The following is an 18,579-nucleotide window of genomic DNA, read 5'->3' as shown; positions in this document are numbered from 1 at the left end:
GGGAAGGAAGCAATGAACAATCGAGTCAATATGTTCTTGGCAATCTTAATGACTGCGTCATCGTTCTGGATTACTGGCGCGGCCCAAGCAGGCTGCACCTACGCCACCCTACCCAACCCCCACCCCGATGGCATTGGCAAATCCTATTGCGATCGCCAAATCTCGAAAGTAATGGGCTGGCAAGGTGCCCCCTGGCTTGAACGCCCGCAGCGCCTTCAAGAGGAGCGCACCGATTTACTGATCCAGAAACTGAACCTGAAACCGGGTATGGTGGTGGGCGACATTGGGGCGGGCACTGGGCACATTGCACAAATGATGGCCGAAAAAATTGCACCCAATGGTGTGGTGTGGGCGGTCGATATTCAACCGCAAATGATCAAGATGCTGCAAAAGAAGGCGGATGGTTTGCCCAAAGGCAGGCTGCAAATTCAACAGTCCACTGAAAAGAATTTGAATCTTCCGGATCGAATTCTGGATATGGCCATTATGGTGGATGTGTACCACGAGCTTGAATACCCGCGCGAAACACTTCAATCGCTGATGAAAGCGGTGAAAAAAGGCGGGAAGATTGTATTTGTGGAATACCGGGCTTTTGATCCCGACGTACCCATCAAAGCGCTACACACCATGAGCGTGGCGCAGGTTCAAAAAGAAGCCGAAGACCTAGGCTTGAAATACGAGAAAGCCGAAAGCCTGAGTTGGCAAAACATGATTACCTTCATCAACCCGTAGTTGAATCATTCAGCCACTGCAACACACCTTGCCCGGCAGCCATGCCGGTTGCAAAGCACGCGGTGAGCAAATAACCACCGGTGGGTGCTTCCCAGTCCAGCATTTCGCCCGCGACAAATGTACCTGGCTTGTTGGTCAGCATGTAATTGCTGTTCATGCTTTCGAAGCGCACACCACCTGCCGTACTGATGGCTTCATCGATTGGCCGTACGGCCTGCACCGTGATCGGCAGCGCCTTGATGGTTGACACCAGTTTTTCTGAATTCTGGAAATCCTCTTTGCTCAACACTTCATGCAGCAGGGCCAGCTTCACGCCAGCAAGGCCAAGTTTACTTTTGAAGTAAGCGGGCAAAGAATGGCTGCTGCGTGCAAACCCTGCCACTTCAGATCGAACACGATCAACGCTGCGCCCGGGCAACAGGTCGAGCGTGAAAGTTGCGCTACCCTGCGCATTCAAGCGTTGGCGAATTTCGCGTGAATACGCATAAACAAGGCTGCCTTCTACCCCATGCTGGCCAATCACCATTTCACCCTGCCGCTCGCTTTCCTGGCCGTGCAGGTTGGTGAACTTCAAGGCAACCGACTTCAAGGGTGCTCCTGCATATTTTTCGCGCAGGTAATCACTCCACTTCACCTCGAAACCGCAATTGGCGCTTTCAAGCTCAGTCACCTCAACGCCTTCATTTCGCAGCCAAGGCACCCAGGCCCCATCGGAACCCAGCTTGGGCCAACTGGCCCCACCCAGGGCAAGCACCGTGGCAGTGGGTGCATATTCGATGACCCCATTTGGTGTTGAAAACTGCAATTGTCCCTTCGCACCCCAACCCTGCCACCTGTGGCGCACATGCATGCGCACACCCTTACTGCGCAGGCGGTGTAACCAGGCCCGCAACAAGGGCGCTGCTTTCATTTCCTTCGGAAACACCCGGCCAGAAGTACCCACAAATGTTTCTATGCCCAAGCCATGCACCCATTCGCACAATTGTTCTGGCGGCAACAAGTTGAGTGTGGTTTGTAAATGAGACTGCCTGTCCGCATAGCGGGTGCAAAATTTGGTGTAATCCTCGCTGTGCGTGATGTTCAAACCACCAATGCCCGCCAGCAGAAACTTGCGCCCAAATGAAGGCATGGCATCGAACACATCCACCTGCACACCCACGTTGCTGAGCACCTCTGCAGCCATCAGACCTGCGGGGCCGCCGCCAATAATTGCCACGGTTTTATTCAAGGAGTCAGGCATGCAACGATTACTTTAATTTGAGGTGGGGTTGCGCAGTGGTTTGAGCAAATGGCTTAAACCGTTGTGATCAATTTCCTGCATCAGGGCAAGCAAACGGCCAATCTCGCCTTTCGGAAAGCCTTCGCGTGCGAACCAGTTCAGATAATTGCCGGGCAAGTCGGCAAGCAACTTACCCTGGTGTTTACCAAAAGGCATCTTCATGGTGACAAGCTTTTGTAGATCGTCTGGATTCATGTGCGAAATTATAAAGCAATGCAGTCAACACTCGATCAGCTTTCATTCATCAAATCTGTACCCGTGTACCCAACTCCACCACCGCGTTTGAAGGCAACCTGAAGAAGTCAACCACACCCCCTGCATTGCGGCTCATGGTGGCAAACAGTTGCTCGCGCCACTTGACCATGCCAGAACCTGCCGTAGGCACCACGGTTTCCCGGCTTAAAAAATAGGTGGTTTCGAACAGAGAAATTTTAAGACCCACCTCATCGGTCAACTCAAGCGCCTTGGGAATGTCTGGCGTATTCATGAAGCCATAGCGCACTGTTACCTGCCAGAATCCTCGGCTGAGCGACTTCACTTCAACCCGGCTCGCTTCGCTTACCCAAGGCACACTTTCAAACACCACCGTCAATATCACATTCGATGCATGCAACACCTGGTTGTGCTTCAAGTTGTGCAGCAAAGCCATGGGCACTTTGCCAGGGTCGGCAACCGGGTACACGGCTGTGCGGTAAGCGCGGTTGATTTGGTCTACATTCAACGTAGGCAAGAAATCGTTTAGATCAATGCCGTCTTTCTGGATACTTTTCATCAGCAATTTGCGACCGCGCCACCAGGTGGACATCACCACAAACAAAGCCAAACCCAACACAATCGGGAACCAACCACCATCGAACAACTTGAATGCACAACTGATGACCAACAACAAGTCAATCAGAACAAAGAAGATCGTGGCCCCCACCGACAACCACGCTGGCAAACCCCAGCTGTGGCGAATCACAAAATAAGTTAGCGTGGTGGTAATCAGCATGGTCAGCGTCACTGCAATGCCATAGGCGCCTGCAAGGTTCGACGAATTCTGAAACATCAACACCGCCAACAAAACACCCGCCAACAACAACCAGTTCACGGCCGGCATGTAAATTTGACCCGACTCTTTGGCCGACGTGTATTGAATTTTCATGCGTGGCAAAAAGCCCAATTGAATGGCCTGCTTGCTCATGGAATAAGCGCCGGAAATCACTGCCTGTGAGGCAATAATTGCGGCCATGGTTGCCAGGCAAAGTACGGGGATTACCCAGGCATCAGGGAAAGAACGATAGAAAGGATTTTCAATGGCACCGGGATCGGCAATCAGCAAAGCACCCTGTCCCAGGTAATTCAAGGCCAAGCACGGAAACACCAAAAACGTCCAGGCCATGCGAATCGGTTTTTTGCCGAAGTGGCCCATGTCAGCGTACAGCGCCTCCGCACCGGTCAAAGCCAGCACAATTGCGCCAAATGCTGCAAACAAACCCCAACCCCGATCCAGAATGAATTGAATGCCGTGTACAGGATTCAGGGCATACAAAATTTCAGGCGCGCTCAAAATATTGGCCACACCCACTGCACCCAAAGTAGCAAACCACAACACAATAATCGGCCCAAAGAAGCGCCCCACCACTGAAGTTCCATAACGCTGCACAGCGAATAGGCCGATCAGAATCAATACGCTGAGCGGAATGATGTAAGGCGTTAATGTCGGGGTAATTAGCGTAAGCCCCTCCATGGCCCCCAATACTGAAATTGCAGGTGTAATCACGCTGTCGCCATAAAACAAAGTGGCACCAAATACACCAATCAACAGCAACAAGGTTTTCAGTTTCGGGTTTTTTCGTACCGCTTCCGACGCCAGTGCAGTCAGCGCCAGGCCACCCCCTTCGCCATGGTTGTCGGCCTTCAAAATCAGGATCACATACTTCAAGGTGACCACCAACATCAGTGCCCAAAAGATCACAGAAATGGCGCCGGTGAGATTCTCAGGGTTCAATGGTACGCCACTGTTCTCGCCAAACACTTCCTTGACCGTGTACAGCGGGCTGGTACCAATGTCACCATATACAACACCAATTGCACCCAAGGTAAGCGCGGCCAAGCCAGCCTTCGTTTTGTCTTTTGATTCTGGTTTGTTCATGGTTGTAACGCATCTGTAGTAGAAACACAGACTGCATCATGCGCTGCAACATATAAGGAAGTTATAAGGAAACATGAGCAGAAAACTAAGCGACTGCCAACATGCGGTAACCCACACCGGTTTCCGTCAAAATAAAGTGTGGGTCTGCGGGATTAATCTCGATTTTCGCGCGCAATTGGCCCACATACAAACGAGTGTATTGTGTGTGCTCCAGAAACTCGGGGCCCCATACATCGGCCAACAATTGCCGGTGGCTTACCGCCTGCCCAGCACTTCGGACCAAACGCGCCAACAGTTCATACTCAGTGGGCGTTAATTTAACCTCAGCACCATTCAGGGTAATTTCACGCTTCACCAAATCAATGTTCAAACCATCGCGCTGATAGACCAGAGTGGCCGCCTGCGCCAAATTTCCCCGGTGGCGCAAGGCCACACGAATGCGTGCCAACAATTCTCCCACGCTGAATGGTTTGACCAGGTAGTCGTCAGCACCCGCATCGAGCAATTCAATTTTGCTGTCGTCGTGCGGGCGTGCGGAAATCACAATCACGGGCGCAGTGCTCACCCTGCGGGCCATTTCCAGAAAAAGTTTCCCATCGCCATCGGGCAAACCCAAATCGAGTAAATACAAATCGAATGGCTGCCCGGTGGCCTGATTGTCCAACAAGGCTCTGGCTTCTGAAAGACTGGCCGCAGTAACTACCGAATGCCCTTCGGTGCTGAGGCTGTTGCGCAAGGCCTTGCCAAGTTCACGGTCGTCTTCAATTAATAAAATACGAATGCTCATGCGCCATGTTCCTGCGCGATGGTCGACGGCAACGCGAAGGTGGCCAGCACCCCAATGCCAGAACTTGCAGCTGAAGAAAACTCCAAGCGCCCAGAATGAACTTGTGCCACAGCCTTACACAGCTGCAAGCCGATACCCAAACCCCGTGATTCATCGCCCTTCGATTTAAGTTGGCTTTGCATACCTTGGCCGCTATCAGACACCTGAAACACCACCTCACCTTGCTGTTGCAACACCTTAAGTTCAACTGAACCAGGGACACCCGAATGTTTGATTGCATTGTCGATCAAATTGTCCAGCACCTGTTCCACCAGCACCATATTGCAATTCACCAAAGGCAAACCTGCAGCAACTTTCACGGTGGGTATATACAAGGTCTTGCGTTTCCTCAAGCGTTGCAACACGGCCGCTACCATGTCTTCCACCGATTCAAGTTGCATGGGTACCTTAACCTTTTCACCACTTAACCGTGCCAAGGTCAGCGTGTTGTCGGTCAGGCGAGCAACCTGCTGGGTTTCCTCTTGAATCAATTCGGCGTAGTGTCGAATTTCATCGTGGCTCAAGCGGTCTGTTTGCTCCAGTATCGCCGAAGCGGAAGTCATGATACTGGCCAGCGGTGTTCGCTGATCGTGAGCAATTGATGTTAAAAACAGGCTACGGGTTTGCTGGGTTTGTGCCGATTCCCGGGCGCTTTGAGCACGCAGCAAATTGTCTCGCCGTTCACAGGCCAGGCCCATTTGGTCAAGCAATGCCTGTGCATCTCGAACCCACAAGGTTTCGCTAGAATCCAGGTCGTCACCCACGCAAACGCACACCCCATATGCTTTCGATTTTCCACGCATAGGCAAGTACAGATCTTCCAGATTGTCGTAGCGCCCTGTGCTTTTTCCAAGCGCCTTGTTTTCTTGCAAACACGCGTCAAATGCCTTTGTTTGAGAAGCGTTAAGCAAATCAACTTCAATAGAACCAAATCCCACGAAGAATTGGCGAGTGCCATCGGCCAAGCTGAGCAACAACTGCTGCAAATCTGACAGTAATTGTTGCGGATGATCAACCTCACGCAGCTTTTCGCTCCATTGCATGAGCTGCAGAGTACGCTGCGCCTGCCGCCGTTCAAGCGCAGCAATTTGCTTTTGCCGCCGCAATAAATAAGTAACCAACCACGACACACCCATCATCGTGATCAGCAAAATGCCATGCTCTTGCAGGTCCACATGAAAGGTGTGAACAGGCGGCACCATTTGGTAGTTGAACATGAGCACGGCAAGTGCGCTCAACGCAAGCGAAATCCCCAAAGGCAACAACAGTGAATAAATCGACGAGACCAGAATAAGAACCACAGGCGCATTGGCTAGCGTGATCCATTCGTGCGGATAAACCAGAAGCAACATCAGGGCAGCCCACAAGGCAAAGCCCAAAGAGCCTGTCAACAACGTGGTCGGTTTCATGAATTCAATTCATCCAATAGCAGCAATGCTTCAACACGATGCCAAAGTGCAATCATCGCCCGATTCTAATCGTTGCTGCAATTGAATAATCAAATGTCACTCAGAAAGGGTTTGTGCCACATTTAAAAAAATACGGCAATGAATCAATCGGCGCGGGCACGGTCACATCGCGCGGGCCTTCAAACTGCGCGCCGGTGTCCACGTGCTTCCAGCAACCTTGGGGCAAATACACATTGCGCGTGCTTGCGCCCTGCTCCACCACCGGGGCCACCAACACATTGGGCCCCAACAGCCATTGTTGGTCTTCCTGCCGGGCGCGCTCATCCTTGGGATATTCCACCCACAGCCCGCGCACAGGGGGTACGCCTGTTGTTTGCGCTTCTTGCCACAAACGCATGATCAAGGGTGCCGCTTTCAAGTGCAGTTCAGCCGCCTTGCGCCAATGCTCCAATGTTTCTTCACCGTAAAACCAGGGCATGCGCACCCCATTGCTTGACGAATTGTGAACCCTAAACACAGGCGACAATGCAGCCCAGAAAGACCAACGGGTATACAACTCGGCGCTGGCCGCACCCACATGAAAATCAAAGTAGCCACCAATGTCGGTGTTGTAACCGTAGGAACCAGTGGCACCTCGGCTCAGCATGTCAGTGGTCAGCGATGCAATGCCCGAGGCGCGCGACCAATCACTGGTTTCATCGCCTGGAAAATTGGATGACTCAAAACCCGAGCTGCCCTGCCGCCCGGAATAACCAGCACGCGTCCAGAAAAAAATGTGTCGCCCGGTTTTGGCCTCAATGTCGTCGATAATTTTTCGCGTGGTTTGGTGAAATACAGTGGGGTAATGGTTGTGCATGGTAACGCCTGTGCTGCCATCAAAAAAGTGCATGTCCAATGCAATGTGTTCACCAAAGTCTTGCATGAATCCGTCGGCCTTCAGGTCCACCAGCATTTCCCGAATGCGGCCTTCCCACCAGGCAATCGCTTCCGGGTTGGTGAAGTCAATTGCAGCGCCCAAACCACCAAATGGCGTACCGAACAGATAAGGCAAACCGGCTGCGTCATTGACCACATACCCTTCTTGCAAGGCCTCTGTAAAAGTCTCGGGCCGCTCAGTATTGGCCACATCAACACCCACGTAATTTCGAATATACAAATACGCTCGAATGTTGCGGTCGTGCAAAGCCTTGATCACAGTTTTGCTGGTTTCGCGCGGCAGTATTTCCCAGCCCTCGAATACATAGCCTTTCACGGGCAATTTGAATGCATCAATCTTCGCAATGTCGTCCCAAATTTTTGCTTCATAGCTGGTCGCATCATCCGCTTCGGCGGACAACACCCGCACTGCGCGCGACAAGGTTGGGCCAAGGTCAGCTTGCAAAGGCAAACGGTGTCGCCCTTGCAGGCCCGACAAACTTTGCAGTGCTTTCTTCTCAGCACCAGGTGCAACCAGATAAGTCATCTCCGTGCCTGACACATTCACCTGCCAGGCATCGGCGTTGGAAGCACCAAGGTCGTAGCGCGAAGGCCGAGTGCTATCGAGCATGAAGCCATACCCACCCGTTGAAGCAAATGCGGTTGAAATGTAATACGCTGCGTCTGGCCCGGAAGGAAACATGTACCCCTCGCCTTGCCCTGAGGCCAAATTGGCGACAGGTGCCAAAGGCCCGGCTCCAATGTTCTGCGCCTGAATAAAATTGGTCAGCAAATTACCACGCTGGTTGATTGCGTTGTGGCGACCACCAAAACCATGAAACGATTCTTCATCGCGCAACACAAAACTGTCTGCCACCATCACAACACCTTCAGCGGGGTTCACGGCCATGCGCACCTCAAAGCTGTTGTTGTCCGCAGGTTTTAGCTCCACATTGATAACCCTTCCTGTGGGGTCGTTGGTAGCAATGGTCAGTTCAACGCCCCTGGCTGTTTCTTTGGCTTCCAAAACCTCCGTGCCGTGGTACTGCACACCCACCAAAGCCTGTGTAATGTAGTTGCCCACCCAGGGCGTAGCGCGCAACTGCGGTGCAATTTCAGCCCCCACCATGTAGCTGAAAGGTGCATTCAACAAACGCCGTGGCAGGTAGTCGCTGCCCAAAGGTTCATCCACTGCAAAGCCCGGCTCAAATAGTCCACCGCTGCTGCTGACCTGTTCAAGCACCAACTCATCGGCCGCATTAAAAAACCGGATCCGCAACGGATTCTTCAACACTTCTACCCGGCCATTGGCATTGCGCATGGCAATGGTTTGCTCGCCCATGTTGACTTGCGCGGGCTGCACTGCACTGCCAGAAACTGTTGCGGTGTTGGCTACAACCGGGCTTTCGCTGTTGCTTAAACAGCCCGCCAAAAACACGACCGATAAAAAAATTGAGGCCGCACTAGTACTGCTTGAACACAGGAATTTCATGGTTGTCTCTCGAACAGATTCAAATTCACGCAGTCGGCCATGGCGGCGTAGCCTGCAGGGTTGGGGTGCAGGTTGTCACCACTGTTGTATTCTTCAGCCAAAAAACCCTTGCGGTTTTTGTCTTCCAGGCATTGCTCAAAATCCACCATGCCGTCGCTCAAGGTTTGGCTGCGTATCCAGGCGTTGGTTTCATCACGCGCACGCCGTGCCGCGGCAGTGCCGTGTAGTACAGGTAACAATTCAGTCACTGTGCCTTCTGCTGGCGGTATGGTGCCCAGAATAATTTTCAACCCTGCATTTTTTGCTTTGGCAATCAACTCTTTGTACCCGGCAATCAATGCATCAGATGTGGGCGCCTGCCCCGGCTTGGGGTTCCCGAAGTCGTTGGTGCCTATCATCACCAACACATGGCTTACACCTTGGGTTTGCAGTACATCCGCATCGAAACGGGTCAGCAGTGCCTTGCCAAACTGGGGCAGCCAACCGTCGCGTAGCAACTCGTTGCCACCAATGCCCGCATTGGCCACTGTGAAAGGCATACCTGCACTGTTGAACCTGCGCTGCAAATGGTTGGAGTAACGTTGGTCAGTGGCCACCAAGGGCGAGCCTTGGCCACTTAAAAAAGCCGTGGTTGAATCAGATCCATCGGTAATGGAATCGCCCACCGCCACAACCGTGCTTACATTCTTCGGGGCCAATATCTCCAACGCTTCAATCACGAGAAAATTGGCGGTGTACCCCTCGGGCGCAGCAATAAACATGCTGCCATCGGCACTGCTTGTGTGGTCGCCGGGCAAGCTGAGGTACAGCACCTCGTTCGCATTCAAATGGCGGGTAACCTGGGGCGTAAGTCCTGGCGCATAAAAACTAACCCCCACGCGCCGAAAGGCTTCTACCGGGTATGTAATCCAGTCGCTCACCACGGTTTCACCCGCTTGCAGTGTCACGCTGGGCTGGCCGTTGAAGGTGAGCAGGCATTCTGTGTTGGGCACCATTTTGGCACTGCCCGGTGCGGCTTCCTCGGCCAAATGAATATTGGTAAACGTAACCGGCAGGCTTGAATACCGATTGCTTAAACGCAGGCGGACCACATTGCCTGCCCAGTGGGGCGCAAACGATTGGCGAACTGTCAGCCCACTGATGGGGTGCGTAATCAGCGCGTCGCCAGGCGCGGTCTTCCAGGAAGTCACCACCCGCCCCTGCTGCGCAGTGCCCTGCATGGGTGTACAAAAGCCCGCCCCACTTGCTTGAATTGACCGAGCTGCGGCACTGGAGTTGTTGGATGAGTCGCCTCCACAGGCTGTCAACAACAAGGCGCTGGCCAAGGCCAAGCCATACATAAACGAGCGTTTCATTGCAAACAGCCTAAGGTTAATTGGAATTTTGGATAATTTGACACGACTTAGTATCAGATATTCAACGCTAGAATAAATGTGATACGATTCAGTGTCAAATACTTTGAGATATTCCATTGACTGAACTCAAAACCACCCTGCCCGCGCAAGCAACCCCGCGCAGTTACGGCGGCAAGTCCGCCGAAGAACGCCAAGCCGCCCGCAAGCAGGCTCTGGTGGACGCCGCCGTGCATTTATTCGGTGAACAAGGATTTGCAGCGGTGAGTATTGATGCCATTTGTTCGCAGGCCGGGCTGACTAAGCGCTATTTTTATGAAGCCTTCCCCAGCCGAGAAGCGCTATTAACCGCCGCTTACGAATCTGCAACCCGTGAATACATGCAGTCCATTCTGGCCGCGGTAGCTCCTTATTTGATGGACGCCCGCAAACTGGTGCATGCCGGCTTGCAAGAAAGTTTTGGATTTGTAGAACGCAACCCCGCCAAGGCAAGGTTAATTTTGATTGAAGCCATGAGCGTGCGCGGCCAACTGGGCGAAATGTATGGCGAGCGCTACGACGCCTTTGTCGACCTGCTGCTGCAATTCACCCGCCCATTTTTAGGCGGCCCCAAAGTACCCGACAAGGTATTGCGGGTGATGGCCAAAAGCGCAGTGGGCGTGATCATTCACCTGTGCCAAAGCTGGATAGCCACCGACTTCAAACAACCCGTGGCGGAACTGGTCGACGGCACCGAACGCGTATTCGGCGGCATGGGCCGCGAACTGGGCGTAAAGGGTTATGCGTAGAACAAAGCCCAAACCACACCCCAATTAGACTTCAACAAAACTTTACCGCTGTGCCAAACTGAATACCCAACAACAAAAAAGGGGTAAGGCATGGCTACAGCGCATTTTGATTTTTCCAACACCTGGACAGTGATCACCGGCGGCGCCAGCGGCATTGGCCTTACCTGCGCCCTGGCAGTGGCCAAAGCGGGCGGCAACGTGGTGGTGTCGGCCAGCCGCAAACCTGAAAAAACACAAGCGGCCTTGCTGCAAATCCAGCAAGCCAACCCAAAGGTACAAGCCAAGGCATTTCCATGCGAAGTGGGTCAGGAAGTATCGGTTGCCGCATTCTTTGAGGCCATTGGGCGCGAGGGCATCAACATTGACCATGTGATCCACAGCGCAGGCATATCACCCAACACCGAATTTTTTGACCAAACCCAGGCCGAGTGGGACCAAGTTCAAAACACCAATGCCACAGGCAGCTTTTTGGTCACCAAATACGCAGCCCTGCAAATGAAAAACAACCCGCTACACGGCGACTTTCGCGGCCGCATTGTGTTGGTTACTTCAACCAACGGTATTAACAGTTGGGACCCGGTTTCTGCCCACTACGATGCATCCAAGGCCGCCAACAACTTGTTTGTGCGCGTGGCCGCAGAAAAATTATCAGAAGACCAAATTTGCATTAACGGATTGGCACCCGGATGGATCAATACAGACCTGAACGCCACCCTACCCCCCGACGTGCGCGAAAAAGAATCGTCAAAAATCTGGATGAAACGCTGGGCCGAGCCTGATGAAATGGCTCAATGTGCATTGCACTTACTCACCATGCCCTATTTAATGGGGCAAGTTGTCATGGCCGATGGAGGCTATCGCTAAAACGGTGTAAAGGGTGTAACGCTGCAACGGTATACTCATCAGCATGAATGATTTACTGCTGCGCCTTAAACTGGCTGTTGAACACCCTCACGAAGACCAGGTTTCCGTGCGCTTTCTCGCCGACATGCACGGCGAATCAGCCCACGGCGCGCTTCTGCTTTTTCTGGCCGTTCTTACCCTGCTGCCCATTCCCTTTTCAGGCTTTTTGTTCTCGTTTGGAATATGGGCCATAGCCCACATGATGTGGATCAACGACAGCGGGCACGGCCTGCCTGAAAGGGTATGCCGGGTAACGTTGTCCAAAGCTACGGCCACCCGCCTAATCAAAATTTTAAGCTGGATATACACCAAAGCCGACCGCATTTGTGAACCGCGATTGCTGTCGCTAAGCAGCCCCACACACCGCGGCTGGCTGGTACCCTTCATCGCCTTGATGGGCTTCATTATTTTTCTGCCCATACCCGGCGGCAACGGAACCCCCGCTGTGGCACTCATCTTGATTGGGCTTGGCCTAATGGCGCGAGACGGCCTGGCGCTTATTGCAGGCATTGTGACTGGCTTGGTAGGGGTTGGCGTGGTGGTTTTTTTGGTGTGGCTGATTGTGAGGGTGGTTTAGGGAAGAAGGTTTTTGGGGGTTGGCAAAGGCTAATTATTTACGCACCTCACCCCGATATTGGCAAGATTACTAAAGTAAACGTGTTACTCGGTATGGATATTTTTTTATCGTTGGATTAGTGGGTTTTAAATTCATCACGACGTTTTACGAAAACGTCGGTAGATGTGAACAAGCACGTGCAAGTTCGTATTTTTTGTTGAAATATTGATGGTTGAGAGGCTGGTTTTTGGCCAGAGCGGCCTTTGGGACTGTTTACTTAGAACGTCTACAAAGTGGTCATAAACCGACTTTGGATAACGATGAGCTCAGCCGCCGCTTTGGCGGTCGGCTGGAGCGCCTTGTTCTATGTGTGTGCGAGTTGGGGACTCGTTGAACATGCTTGCAAAAAACTCTATCTGTTCCCGAAGGTTTTTAACCCTGTCCCTGAAGGTTTCAATTTCTTTACTTTCAACCTCATACCCATGCATGAGCTGGGCAATTTTATGTACGAAATAGTTTCTTTGACTTAATAGAAAGTTCAGGTGATAGCTCACTGTGTCACTGAGATTCCCTCTAGATTCCAATTGCTTTATAAGCCCGCCCAATGGTGTCTTTTTTCCGATAGCAACCCCTTGCTCAGCCAAAAAATCCAAAAGCACTCCCTCAAGGCGACCAACCGCCAACACCATTTCGCCAAGGCTCTGAGTAAACATCGCATCAGACATCAGCTTTTCGAATGCATGAACCATGTTCACCTACACAGAACGTTGAAAATCACTGGACGTAGGCAAGCTTAGCTTGCCGAAGTTCCGGTGGATTGTGATGTTAGGTTTCATGAATGGCCCCGATCAACGCGTTTATATGCTTAATTGCCAACGTCTGCATTTCCTCATCGTTCTTACCGTTGAGTACATAAGCAAACCTGTAAATTTCCTTTTCCTCTTGCAGCTCGTACTCATCATCTTGGGTGTACTTAGCCCAAGCCGCCTCTATGGCATTATGGTAGGTGGAAGGAACAGCTACACGCAAACGGAGATATGCAGCCAGATGTTTTGAATAATGCTCCTGAAGCACTGAATTTGCTTCGCCGATTCCTTGCTCTTCGACAGGCCGGCTTAATCGAAGAAGTGTATCGCTGAAACTCGACAAGAATCTGCCTTTCTCTTGTTGCACCACGAGTTCGATTGCCGCTTTTTTTGTCAGCTTTGCGCCATACCAAACCCCAATCAATGCGCCGCCAACACCAACAAGTGCCGCCCAGATTTCATTTGGCATACAAATTCCTAATAAGTTGAGACAGTCCGTCTTTTTAAACCTAATGCCTGGGCTCAGCGGTCGATTTGGAGGCGCAGCGCGCCGGAAAAGCGGTCCGCTGCAGCCCTTGGTTAGCTTGATACATACTTGAATTCTGACTTCATATCTGAACCAGATTTTACGAATTCCTGGACCATCGGTTTGTAAGGGGAAAGTGACGCACAAGATAGAGCAAGATTAGAAAGAAAATTGGTGACTTTGTGTGCATACTGCAGACAATCATACTTGCCGTAATCTTCAAGCGCAGCCTTTGCTATCAGTTCGAATTGGCGTATGTACCTATCAAAATCGTCCCTTCTACTTCTCTCTTTGTAGAGGGTCTCTGGGTCTTTGGGGATTGGGAATCGAACAACTTGTATCATTTTGTCAGAGGGCAGGGTCACAACTTCCTTAATACAATAAAGCTTGTGATTTACCATGCTGATAGGTGCAGAGTGCATTACTAAGTCGCGGTAGTCACCAAGCTCTTTAAGCCAGCCATCGCTACTCATCATATTTAAGAAGGCGGCCTCTAAATCGGTCAAATCCGTTTTTTTCTTCAATAACTTCAGTAAACCACCGGCAGTCGTGATTTCTCTCTCCTCTCTCAAATCTCCGGATCGGGAAAAGTTGTATACAAGTTCAGAAAGGTAATCACGTAAAATGCAGGACTCGAACAAAAAAGACTGGAATTTTTGATAGGTTAACTCAGTGAAGCCGTCTTGAAACCGCCCGCTAAGCTCAGGATTACCTTTGATGCGAAGAGCATTAAGCTGTGCCCTGTACGCAAGCGACAACTCTTTCAGCCGTTCACTTAGCGATGAAAGTTGGTAAGAAATTCTCTTCGAAAGGTCATAGAAAAGCCCATTTTTATGGCTGTATGCCGAATTCCCAAGCTGTCCCCAAAGTTGAAATGCATCCCAGTTAACCCAATTTTTTTCCTGTTGTGCGTACGGGCGCCACTGCGGAGGTGAAGAACCGATCGCTTCCCCCTCATGAGTGGTAAATTCAACGCCAACAATCTCTAATTTCAGCGCCTTCAGCTTTGAATAAAGACTGCCGTATGTTGGTAGCTTCAGTTCCAGCTTTTTATTGTCCGTGGTGGTCGGCCAAAGCGAAACCCTCTCCGATTGAGGAGGATTAATCGCCAGTAACCCACCTTGAAGATGGACATGACGTTCACTAATTGGCCAATTATCGGTCACATCACTTCCTTAAGCTAACGTTTGACGTGAGGGGCCGCCGTAGCGGTAAAGCCGCGAAGGAAACCCACAAGCGCAGCTTGTAGGCGGCCCCTCTCGACAGAATAGTTAGAGCGCATTCACTTCGCTCCCGACAACAAACGCTGCCTAAGTGTGGAGAACTCTTCAAGAGCGCCGCGGAGAATCTGATACACCTCTTCGTGTTCTCCCTTACCCAGGTCAATGTAGTACATGCGACGCGAGGCCCCGCAGCCAAGCGTGACTTTGCCAAAGTAATTAGTCTGCCTCATCTCAGAGCGCTGATGCTTTGAGATGTTTCGGTGTTTCACTGTGTTGGCTAGATCTCCAATCACACGCATGTATTTTGAGATGTTAATTTGGTTTTCTATGAACTTGGATTGCTCTGGGTACTGACCCTTTAGCCAATCTTTCTCATTCCAAAGATAGACCGCCATTGTTTTGAACTGTTGCCGCAACTGACGCTCGGATGTTTTGTAGGAAATCCAGTTGGCAATTTGATTCCACAAGGCAAGCGCCTCAAACCAATTTTCATGTTGATTAGACTGGTTGATTATGTTCATAGCCAAACACTCTAACTTGATTTATCTAAAAATAACGGCGATATCCTTTTATCCGAACGTCGCAAGTTATTTCATGAACTTGACTATTTCAAATACTTGGCAAGCATTGCATGAACCGAATGAAAAATAAACCCTAGTTATTTATCAACAAATGGTGAGCTTAGAATTGCGTCCTTAAGAGTGGAACAATCTTCAGATGCCATCTAGCTTTCGAAGTCGGTTTTCGATGACAAAGTAGACGTTTCAGCAGCTTGTCCGAATGACCGCTTCGGCCGAAAAGCCGTCTTTGGACCTGTCGTCGTCAAAGCACTCACCCCCCGTAAAACTGAAACACCAGCAAACCCATGCCTTCCACCTCAGTCACCTGAACACTCACGTCGGTCAGTCCAAGCTCTTTCGCCAAATCAGCCAAATGCAATGGTGTTGTAAAGCCATCCGCTTGAATATCAAGCAGCGCTTTTTTTACCTTTAGGCTGTCACGCTTGGTAAACAGCAATTCAGGCACCACACGTAAAGCTCTACGAAAAACTTTGGCGTCGTCATCTGGCCCAAGTAAAACTGTCAGCCTTGCGCCGTAATGGTTGCAGCCAAACAATTCCAGATAAAAGCCCCCCACCCCTTTGAGGTTTCCGGTGTAGCGAACTTTCTTTTCTATCTCTTCAAAACCGATCACATGCTTCGAACTTTTGATTTTTTGTAAATCCACCCCACTGCTTTCAAAAACACATGCAGTTGAAGATGCAGCCCACACTGGGCTGAATATCGATGCGGAAATGGTCAACATCAATACAGCTAAAGTTGCTTTGATCATGATTTGCCCGGCTGAGGAATTTCCAAATGATAGGCCGGATCGGATGGAGGCCCCAAATACTTCGACACCCTACCCTCGCCCTTAACCGCCTCAACAAATCGCTGGCGCAAACTTGGCTGAATACTGGACGGTGCAATATCAATCACATTGAGTTTCGTTGGATCAGCAACATGGTTCGACACTTTAGATGGGTCTAGCGCGATGATTTTTGCTTTCATCATCGACACAATGAACTCCTTGCGATGATTTTTTGCTTTGTGTTTGCTGTATTCATCAATCACTCGATCACCGTACTTGCCATAAAAGAAGCTTCTGATGTGCCACACCGTACCTCTCAATGTTGTCGTACATAATGCGCGCTTGATCGGCTGGGGTACGTGCAGTGCTCGTAATCAATATTGATGCGACACCAGCCCTATGCATGATGTCGATCAACACTGATTTGAATACTCGGATACAAACTGCACGCTGGTCGAAGCATTTAGAAACTGAATGTGAGCCAAGTCTAGACTTCCTGAAATGATTAAACATTCAGGCTAGCAACTATCGCTGTAGGGTGAGAACAAGTGAATCGGGTCAGCTCAAGTCAATCGCCTCGCGCCATGGCAGGTATGGCGCCCAACACCTGCTGCGCAGCCTCCACACCTTCTCCAAGCGCTTGCCGAGCAAACTCCTGCAACACCATGTCAGCAGCCTTCTCCGCAATCATGGTAGCAGCAGCGTTGGTGTTGCCACCCACCAAGGTCGGCATGATTGAACAGTCCACAATTCGCAAACCAGTGAGCCCCCGCACACGCAAGCGCGAATCCACCACGGCCATATCGTCCACACCCATTTTGCAAGTGCCCACCGGGTGATAGGCAGTTTCCGCGGTTTGGCGAACCCAGCGCTCCAGTTCCGAATCCGTTTGCACACCCTCACCAGGTGCAATTTCCGATCGACTGTACGCTTTCAATGCAGGCTGCTGGACCACATTTCGCAGAATTTTAATGGCCTTGACCAAGCGATCAATGTCGCGCTGATGCGCACCATAATTTGGATCAATCTCTGGGTCTTGCATCGGGTCTGCACTTCTCAAACGAACTTCTCCGCGGGAAAGCGGGCGAAGATCGTACGCCATCACCGAGTAAGCGTAATGCCCAAACATGGGCCACAAATTCAAGCCATGCCTGGTGGCTGGCAAAGGCACCACGTGAAACTGCAGGTCTTCAATCGGCTCACTTTCAGCAGATTTCACAAAACCACCTGCCTCAGCCAGGTGGCTGCTGAATTCGCCTTTCTTGAAAAACAGGTACTTGAACAATTCCAGAAACCGGCGGCCCAAGGCCAAAGGGTTCAGTGAAATGGTTACACCGGGCTTTGCTTTCATCACCAAAAATACGTCCAGGTGATCCTGCAAATTTTTTCCCACGCCGGGCAAGTCGTGCTGAACTTCAATGTTGTGGCGGTCCAGTTCAGCCTTCGGCCCCACACCCGACAACATCAAAACTTGGGGGGTATTAAAGGTACCCGCACTCAACACCACCTCACACCTGGCTTTGGCTACCTTTCTCAAACCTTGAGCCAAGTATTCAACCCCAACAGCCTGTTTGCCCTCGAACACCACCCGGCTTACCCGAATATCAGTGATTACTGTCAAATTGGGACGATCGACAACCGGCCACAAGTAAGCCCTCGCATTGCTGAATCGCTGACCATCTTTGTGATAAGACTTGTAAATTCCAAACCCGGTTTGGCTTACCCCGTTGAAATCATTGTTCTCTGGCCAACCCGCCTGAATACCCGCCTGCACAAACGCGGCAGAAACCGGATTCAAATGCGCCGAACTTGAAATATGCAATGGGCCGTTAGCACCATGAAACTTTGAGAGCTCGCTGTTGTGGCCTTGCTGCAAAGGAGCATAGCTTTCAGACTTTTTAAAGTAAGGCAGCACGTCGTCGTAAGACCAACCATCGCACCCCAAATCAGCCCATAAATTGAAATCTGCCGCATTGCCGCGAATATTCACGCACGCATTGATTGAGCTTGATCCACCCAGCGTTCTACCCCGAGGCTGAAACATTTCACGATTGCCCAAATGCGCTTGCGGCGTGCTCCAGTATCGCCATGTGTACTTTTGGCTGTACACCAGTGCGGCAATACCAGCCGGCATTTTAATTAATGGATTTTTTTGGTCCGTAGGGCCGGCTTCAAGCAACAACACCTTGAACCGCCCGCATGCAGTAAGCCTGTTGGCCATCACACAACCGGAAGACCCAGCGCCCACGATGACGAAGTCGAATTCATCCATCAGTCCCCACCCTTGT

At 51.1% G+C, this 18,579-nt stretch carries 18 protein-coding genes; 4 read left to right on the top strand and 14 right to left on the bottom strand.

The genetic code is table 11. The features are described 5' to 3' along the window. Window positions 1-12 precede the first annotated feature (12 nt). Window positions 13-732 carry a class I SAM-dependent methyltransferase gene (locus LMED105_RS07875; RefSeq protein ID WP_156799593.1) on the top strand — a complete coding sequence of 240 codons (720 nt, stop codon included), beginning with the start codon at window positions 13-15 and terminating at the stop codon, window positions 730-732. Here the strand turns inward: LMED105_RS07875 and LMED105_RS07870 are convergent. The 7 genes from LMED105_RS07870 to LMED105_RS07840 all read right to left on the bottom strand — a co-directional run bounded on the left by LMED105_RS07870 (window position 722) and on the right by LMED105_RS07840 (window position 10,142). Further along, window positions 722-1,972, bottom strand: a complete 1,251-nt coding sequence (locus LMED105_RS07870; protein ID WP_008250025.1) for a TIGR03862 family flavoprotein — start codon at window positions 1,970-1,972, stop codon at window positions 722-724. The genes LMED105_RS07875 and LMED105_RS07870 overlap by 11 nt on opposite strands. Before the next feature lie 12 nt (window positions 1,973-1,984). After that, window positions 1,985-2,206, bottom strand: coding sequence for a DUF3820 family protein (locus tag LMED105_RS07865; RefSeq protein WP_008250023.1), 222 nt, complete (start codon window positions 2,204-2,206; stop codon window positions 1,985-1,987). A 49-nt stretch (window positions 2,207-2,255) separates the two neighbouring features. Further along, window positions 2,256-4,145: a potassium transporter Kup gene (locus LMED105_RS07860; protein ID WP_008250009.1), complete on the bottom strand. Its 1,890-nt coding sequence runs from the start codon at window positions 4,143-4,145 to the stop codon at window positions 2,256-2,258. 85 nt (window positions 4,146-4,230) lie between these two features. Next, window positions 4,231-4,932 carry a response regulator gene (locus LMED105_RS07855; RefSeq protein ID WP_008250007.1) on the bottom strand — a complete coding sequence of 234 codons (702 nt, stop codon included), beginning with the start codon at window positions 4,930-4,932 and terminating at the stop codon, window positions 4,231-4,233. Further along, window positions 4,929-6,380 carry an ATP-binding protein gene (locus tag LMED105_RS07850; protein WP_008249999.1) on the bottom strand — a complete coding sequence of 484 codons (1,452 nt, stop codon included), beginning with the start codon at window positions 6,378-6,380 and terminating at the stop codon, window positions 4,929-4,931. Before LMED105_RS07850 ends, LMED105_RS07855 begins: the two co-directional genes overlap by 4 nt. Before the next feature lie 100 nt (window positions 6,381-6,480). Continuing rightward, complete coding sequence (locus tag LMED105_RS07845) at window positions 6,481-8,787, bottom strand: TIM-barrel domain-containing protein (protein WP_008249996.1); 2,307 nt, start codon at window positions 8,785-8,787, stop codon at window positions 6,481-6,483. Next, window positions 8,784-10,142 carry a GDSL-type esterase/lipase family protein gene (locus LMED105_RS07840; RefSeq protein ID WP_050771188.1) on the bottom strand — a complete coding sequence of 453 codons (1,359 nt, stop codon included), beginning with the start codon at window positions 10,140-10,142 and terminating at the stop codon, window positions 8,784-8,786. Before LMED105_RS07840 ends, LMED105_RS07845 begins: the two co-directional genes overlap by 4 nt. A gap of 116 nt (window positions 10,143-10,258) precedes the next feature. On the opposite strand from LMED105_RS07840, the gene LMED105_RS07835 reads away from it, so the two are divergent. The 3 genes from LMED105_RS07835 (at window position 10,259) to LMED105_RS07825 (ending at window position 12,407) form a co-directional block, all read left to right on the top strand. Further along, window positions 10,259-10,927, top strand: coding sequence for a TetR/AcrR family transcriptional regulator (locus tag LMED105_RS07835; protein ID WP_008249992.1), 669 nt, complete (start codon window positions 10,259-10,261; stop codon window positions 10,925-10,927). Between the two features lie 90 nt (window positions 10,928-11,017). Next, on the top strand, window positions 11,018-11,791 hold the full coding sequence (locus LMED105_RS07830; RefSeq protein WP_008249990.1) for an SDR family NAD(P)-dependent oxidoreductase: 774 nt from the start codon (window positions 11,018-11,020) through the stop codon (window positions 11,789-11,791). A 43-nt stretch (window positions 11,792-11,834) separates the two neighbouring features. Continuing rightward, window positions 11,835-12,407 (top strand): exopolysaccharide biosynthesis protein, encoded by a 573-nt coding sequence (locus tag LMED105_RS07825; protein WP_008249987.1) that lies wholly within the window; start codon window positions 11,835-11,837, stop codon window positions 12,405-12,407. A gap of 305 nt (window positions 12,408-12,712) precedes the next feature. Here the strand turns inward: LMED105_RS07825 and LMED105_RS07820 are convergent, their stop codons facing one another. From LMED105_RS07820 to LMED105_RS07790, 7 genes are all read right to left on the bottom strand, one after another. Beyond that, a complete protein-coding gene (locus LMED105_RS07820; protein ID WP_008249985.1) occupies window positions 12,713-13,135 on the bottom strand; it encodes a hypothetical protein in 423 nt (140 codons plus the stop codon). A 76-nt stretch (window positions 13,136-13,211) separates the two neighbouring features. Further along, window positions 13,212-13,661 (bottom strand): hypothetical protein, encoded by a 450-nt coding sequence (locus LMED105_RS07815; protein ID WP_008249983.1) that lies wholly within the window; start codon window positions 13,659-13,661, stop codon window positions 13,212-13,214. Window positions 13,662-13,771: 110 nt separating this feature from the next. Beyond that, complete coding sequence (locus LMED105_RS07810) at window positions 13,772-14,884, bottom strand: hypothetical protein (protein WP_008249981.1); 1,113 nt, start codon at window positions 14,882-14,884, stop codon at window positions 13,772-13,774. Window positions 14,885-15,000: 116 nt separating this feature from the next. Beyond that, on the bottom strand, window positions 15,001-15,462 hold the full coding sequence (locus LMED105_RS07805) for a hypothetical protein (RefSeq protein ID WP_008249980.1): 462 nt from the start codon (window positions 15,460-15,462) through the stop codon (window positions 15,001-15,003). Window positions 15,463-15,772: 310 nt separating this feature from the next. After that, on the bottom strand, window positions 15,773-16,273 hold the full coding sequence (locus tag LMED105_RS07800) for a hypothetical protein (RefSeq protein ID WP_008249974.1): 501 nt from the start codon (window positions 16,271-16,273) through the stop codon (window positions 15,773-15,775). Then, a complete protein-coding gene (locus LMED105_RS07795) occupies window positions 16,270-16,599 on the bottom strand; it encodes a hypothetical protein (protein ID WP_050771187.1) in 330 nt (109 codons plus the stop codon). Before LMED105_RS07795 ends, LMED105_RS07800 begins: the two co-directional genes overlap by 4 nt. A gap of 260 nt (window positions 16,600-16,859) precedes the next feature. Further along, window positions 16,860-18,563, bottom strand: a complete 1,704-nt coding sequence (locus LMED105_RS07790; protein ID WP_008249970.1) for a GMC family oxidoreductase — start codon at window positions 18,561-18,563, stop codon at window positions 16,860-16,862. Window positions 18,564-18,579 lie beyond the last annotated feature (16 nt).

The sequence above is a fragment of the Limnobacter sp. MED105 genome, assembly GCF_000170915.1.
Classification (GTDB): Bacteria; Pseudomonadota; Gammaproteobacteria; order Burkholderiales; family Burkholderiaceae_B; genus Limnobacter.
Note: the sequence above shows the minus strand (reverse complement) of the source record. Positions and strands in the feature narration are given on the sequence as shown.

What these genes read in the sequence shown, in the direction of transcription:
- LMED105_RS07790 (WP_008249970.1), bottom strand. Translation starts at nt 18,563, where the DNA reads ATGGATGAATTCGACTTCGTCATCGTGGGCGCTGGGTCTTCCGGTTGT.
- LMED105_RS07820 (WP_008249985.1), bottom strand. Translation starts at nt 13,135, where the DNA reads ATGGTTCATGCATTCGAAAAGCTGATGTCTGATGCGATGTTTACTCAG.
- LMED105_RS07870 (WP_008250025.1), bottom strand. Translation starts at nt 1,972, where the DNA reads ATGCCTGACTCCTTGAATAAAACCGTGGCAATTATTGGCGGCGGCCCC.
- LMED105_RS07815 (WP_008249983.1), bottom strand. Translation starts at nt 13,661, where the DNA reads ATGCCAAATGAAATCTGGGCGGCACTTGTTGGTGTTGGCGGCGCATTG.
- LMED105_RS07850 (WP_008249999.1), bottom strand. Translation starts at nt 6,380, where the DNA reads ATGAAACCGACCACGTTGTTGACAGGCTCTTTGGGCTTTGCCTTGTGG.
- LMED105_RS07805 (WP_008249980.1), bottom strand. Translation starts at nt 15,462, where the DNA reads ATGAACATAATCAACCAGTCTAATCAACATGAAAATTGGTTTGAGGCG.
- LMED105_RS07865 (WP_008250023.1), bottom strand. Translation starts at nt 2,206, where the DNA reads ATGAATCCAGACGATCTACAAAAGCTTGTCACCATGAAGATGCCTTTT.
- LMED105_RS07840 (WP_050771188.1), bottom strand. Translation starts at nt 10,142, where the DNA reads ATGAAACGCTCGTTTATGTATGGCTTGGCCTTGGCCAGCGCCTTGTTG.
- LMED105_RS07825 (WP_008249987.1), top strand. Translation starts at nt 11,835, where the DNA reads ATGAATGATTTACTGCTGCGCCTTAAACTGGCTGTTGAACACCCTCAC.
- LMED105_RS07860 (WP_008250009.1), bottom strand. Translation starts at nt 4,145, where the DNA reads ATGAACAAACCAGAATCAAAAGACAAAACGAAGGCTGGCTTGGCCGCG.
- LMED105_RS07875 (WP_156799593.1), top strand. Translation starts at nt 13, where the DNA reads ATGAACAATCGAGTCAATATGTTCTTGGCAATCTTAATGACTGCGTCA.
- LMED105_RS07800 (WP_008249974.1), bottom strand. Translation starts at nt 16,273, where the DNA reads ATGATCAAAGCAACTTTAGCTGTATTGATGTTGACCATTTCCGCATCG.
- LMED105_RS07855 (WP_008250007.1), bottom strand. Translation starts at nt 4,932, where the DNA reads ATGAGCATTCGTATTTTATTAATTGAAGACGACCGTGAACTTGGCAAG.
- LMED105_RS07830 (WP_008249990.1), top strand. Translation starts at nt 11,018, where the DNA reads ATGGCTACAGCGCATTTTGATTTTTCCAACACCTGGACAGTGATCACC.
- LMED105_RS07845 (WP_008249996.1), bottom strand. Translation starts at nt 8,787, where the DNA reads ATGAAATTCCTGTGTTCAAGCAGTACTAGTGCGGCCTCAATTTTTTTA.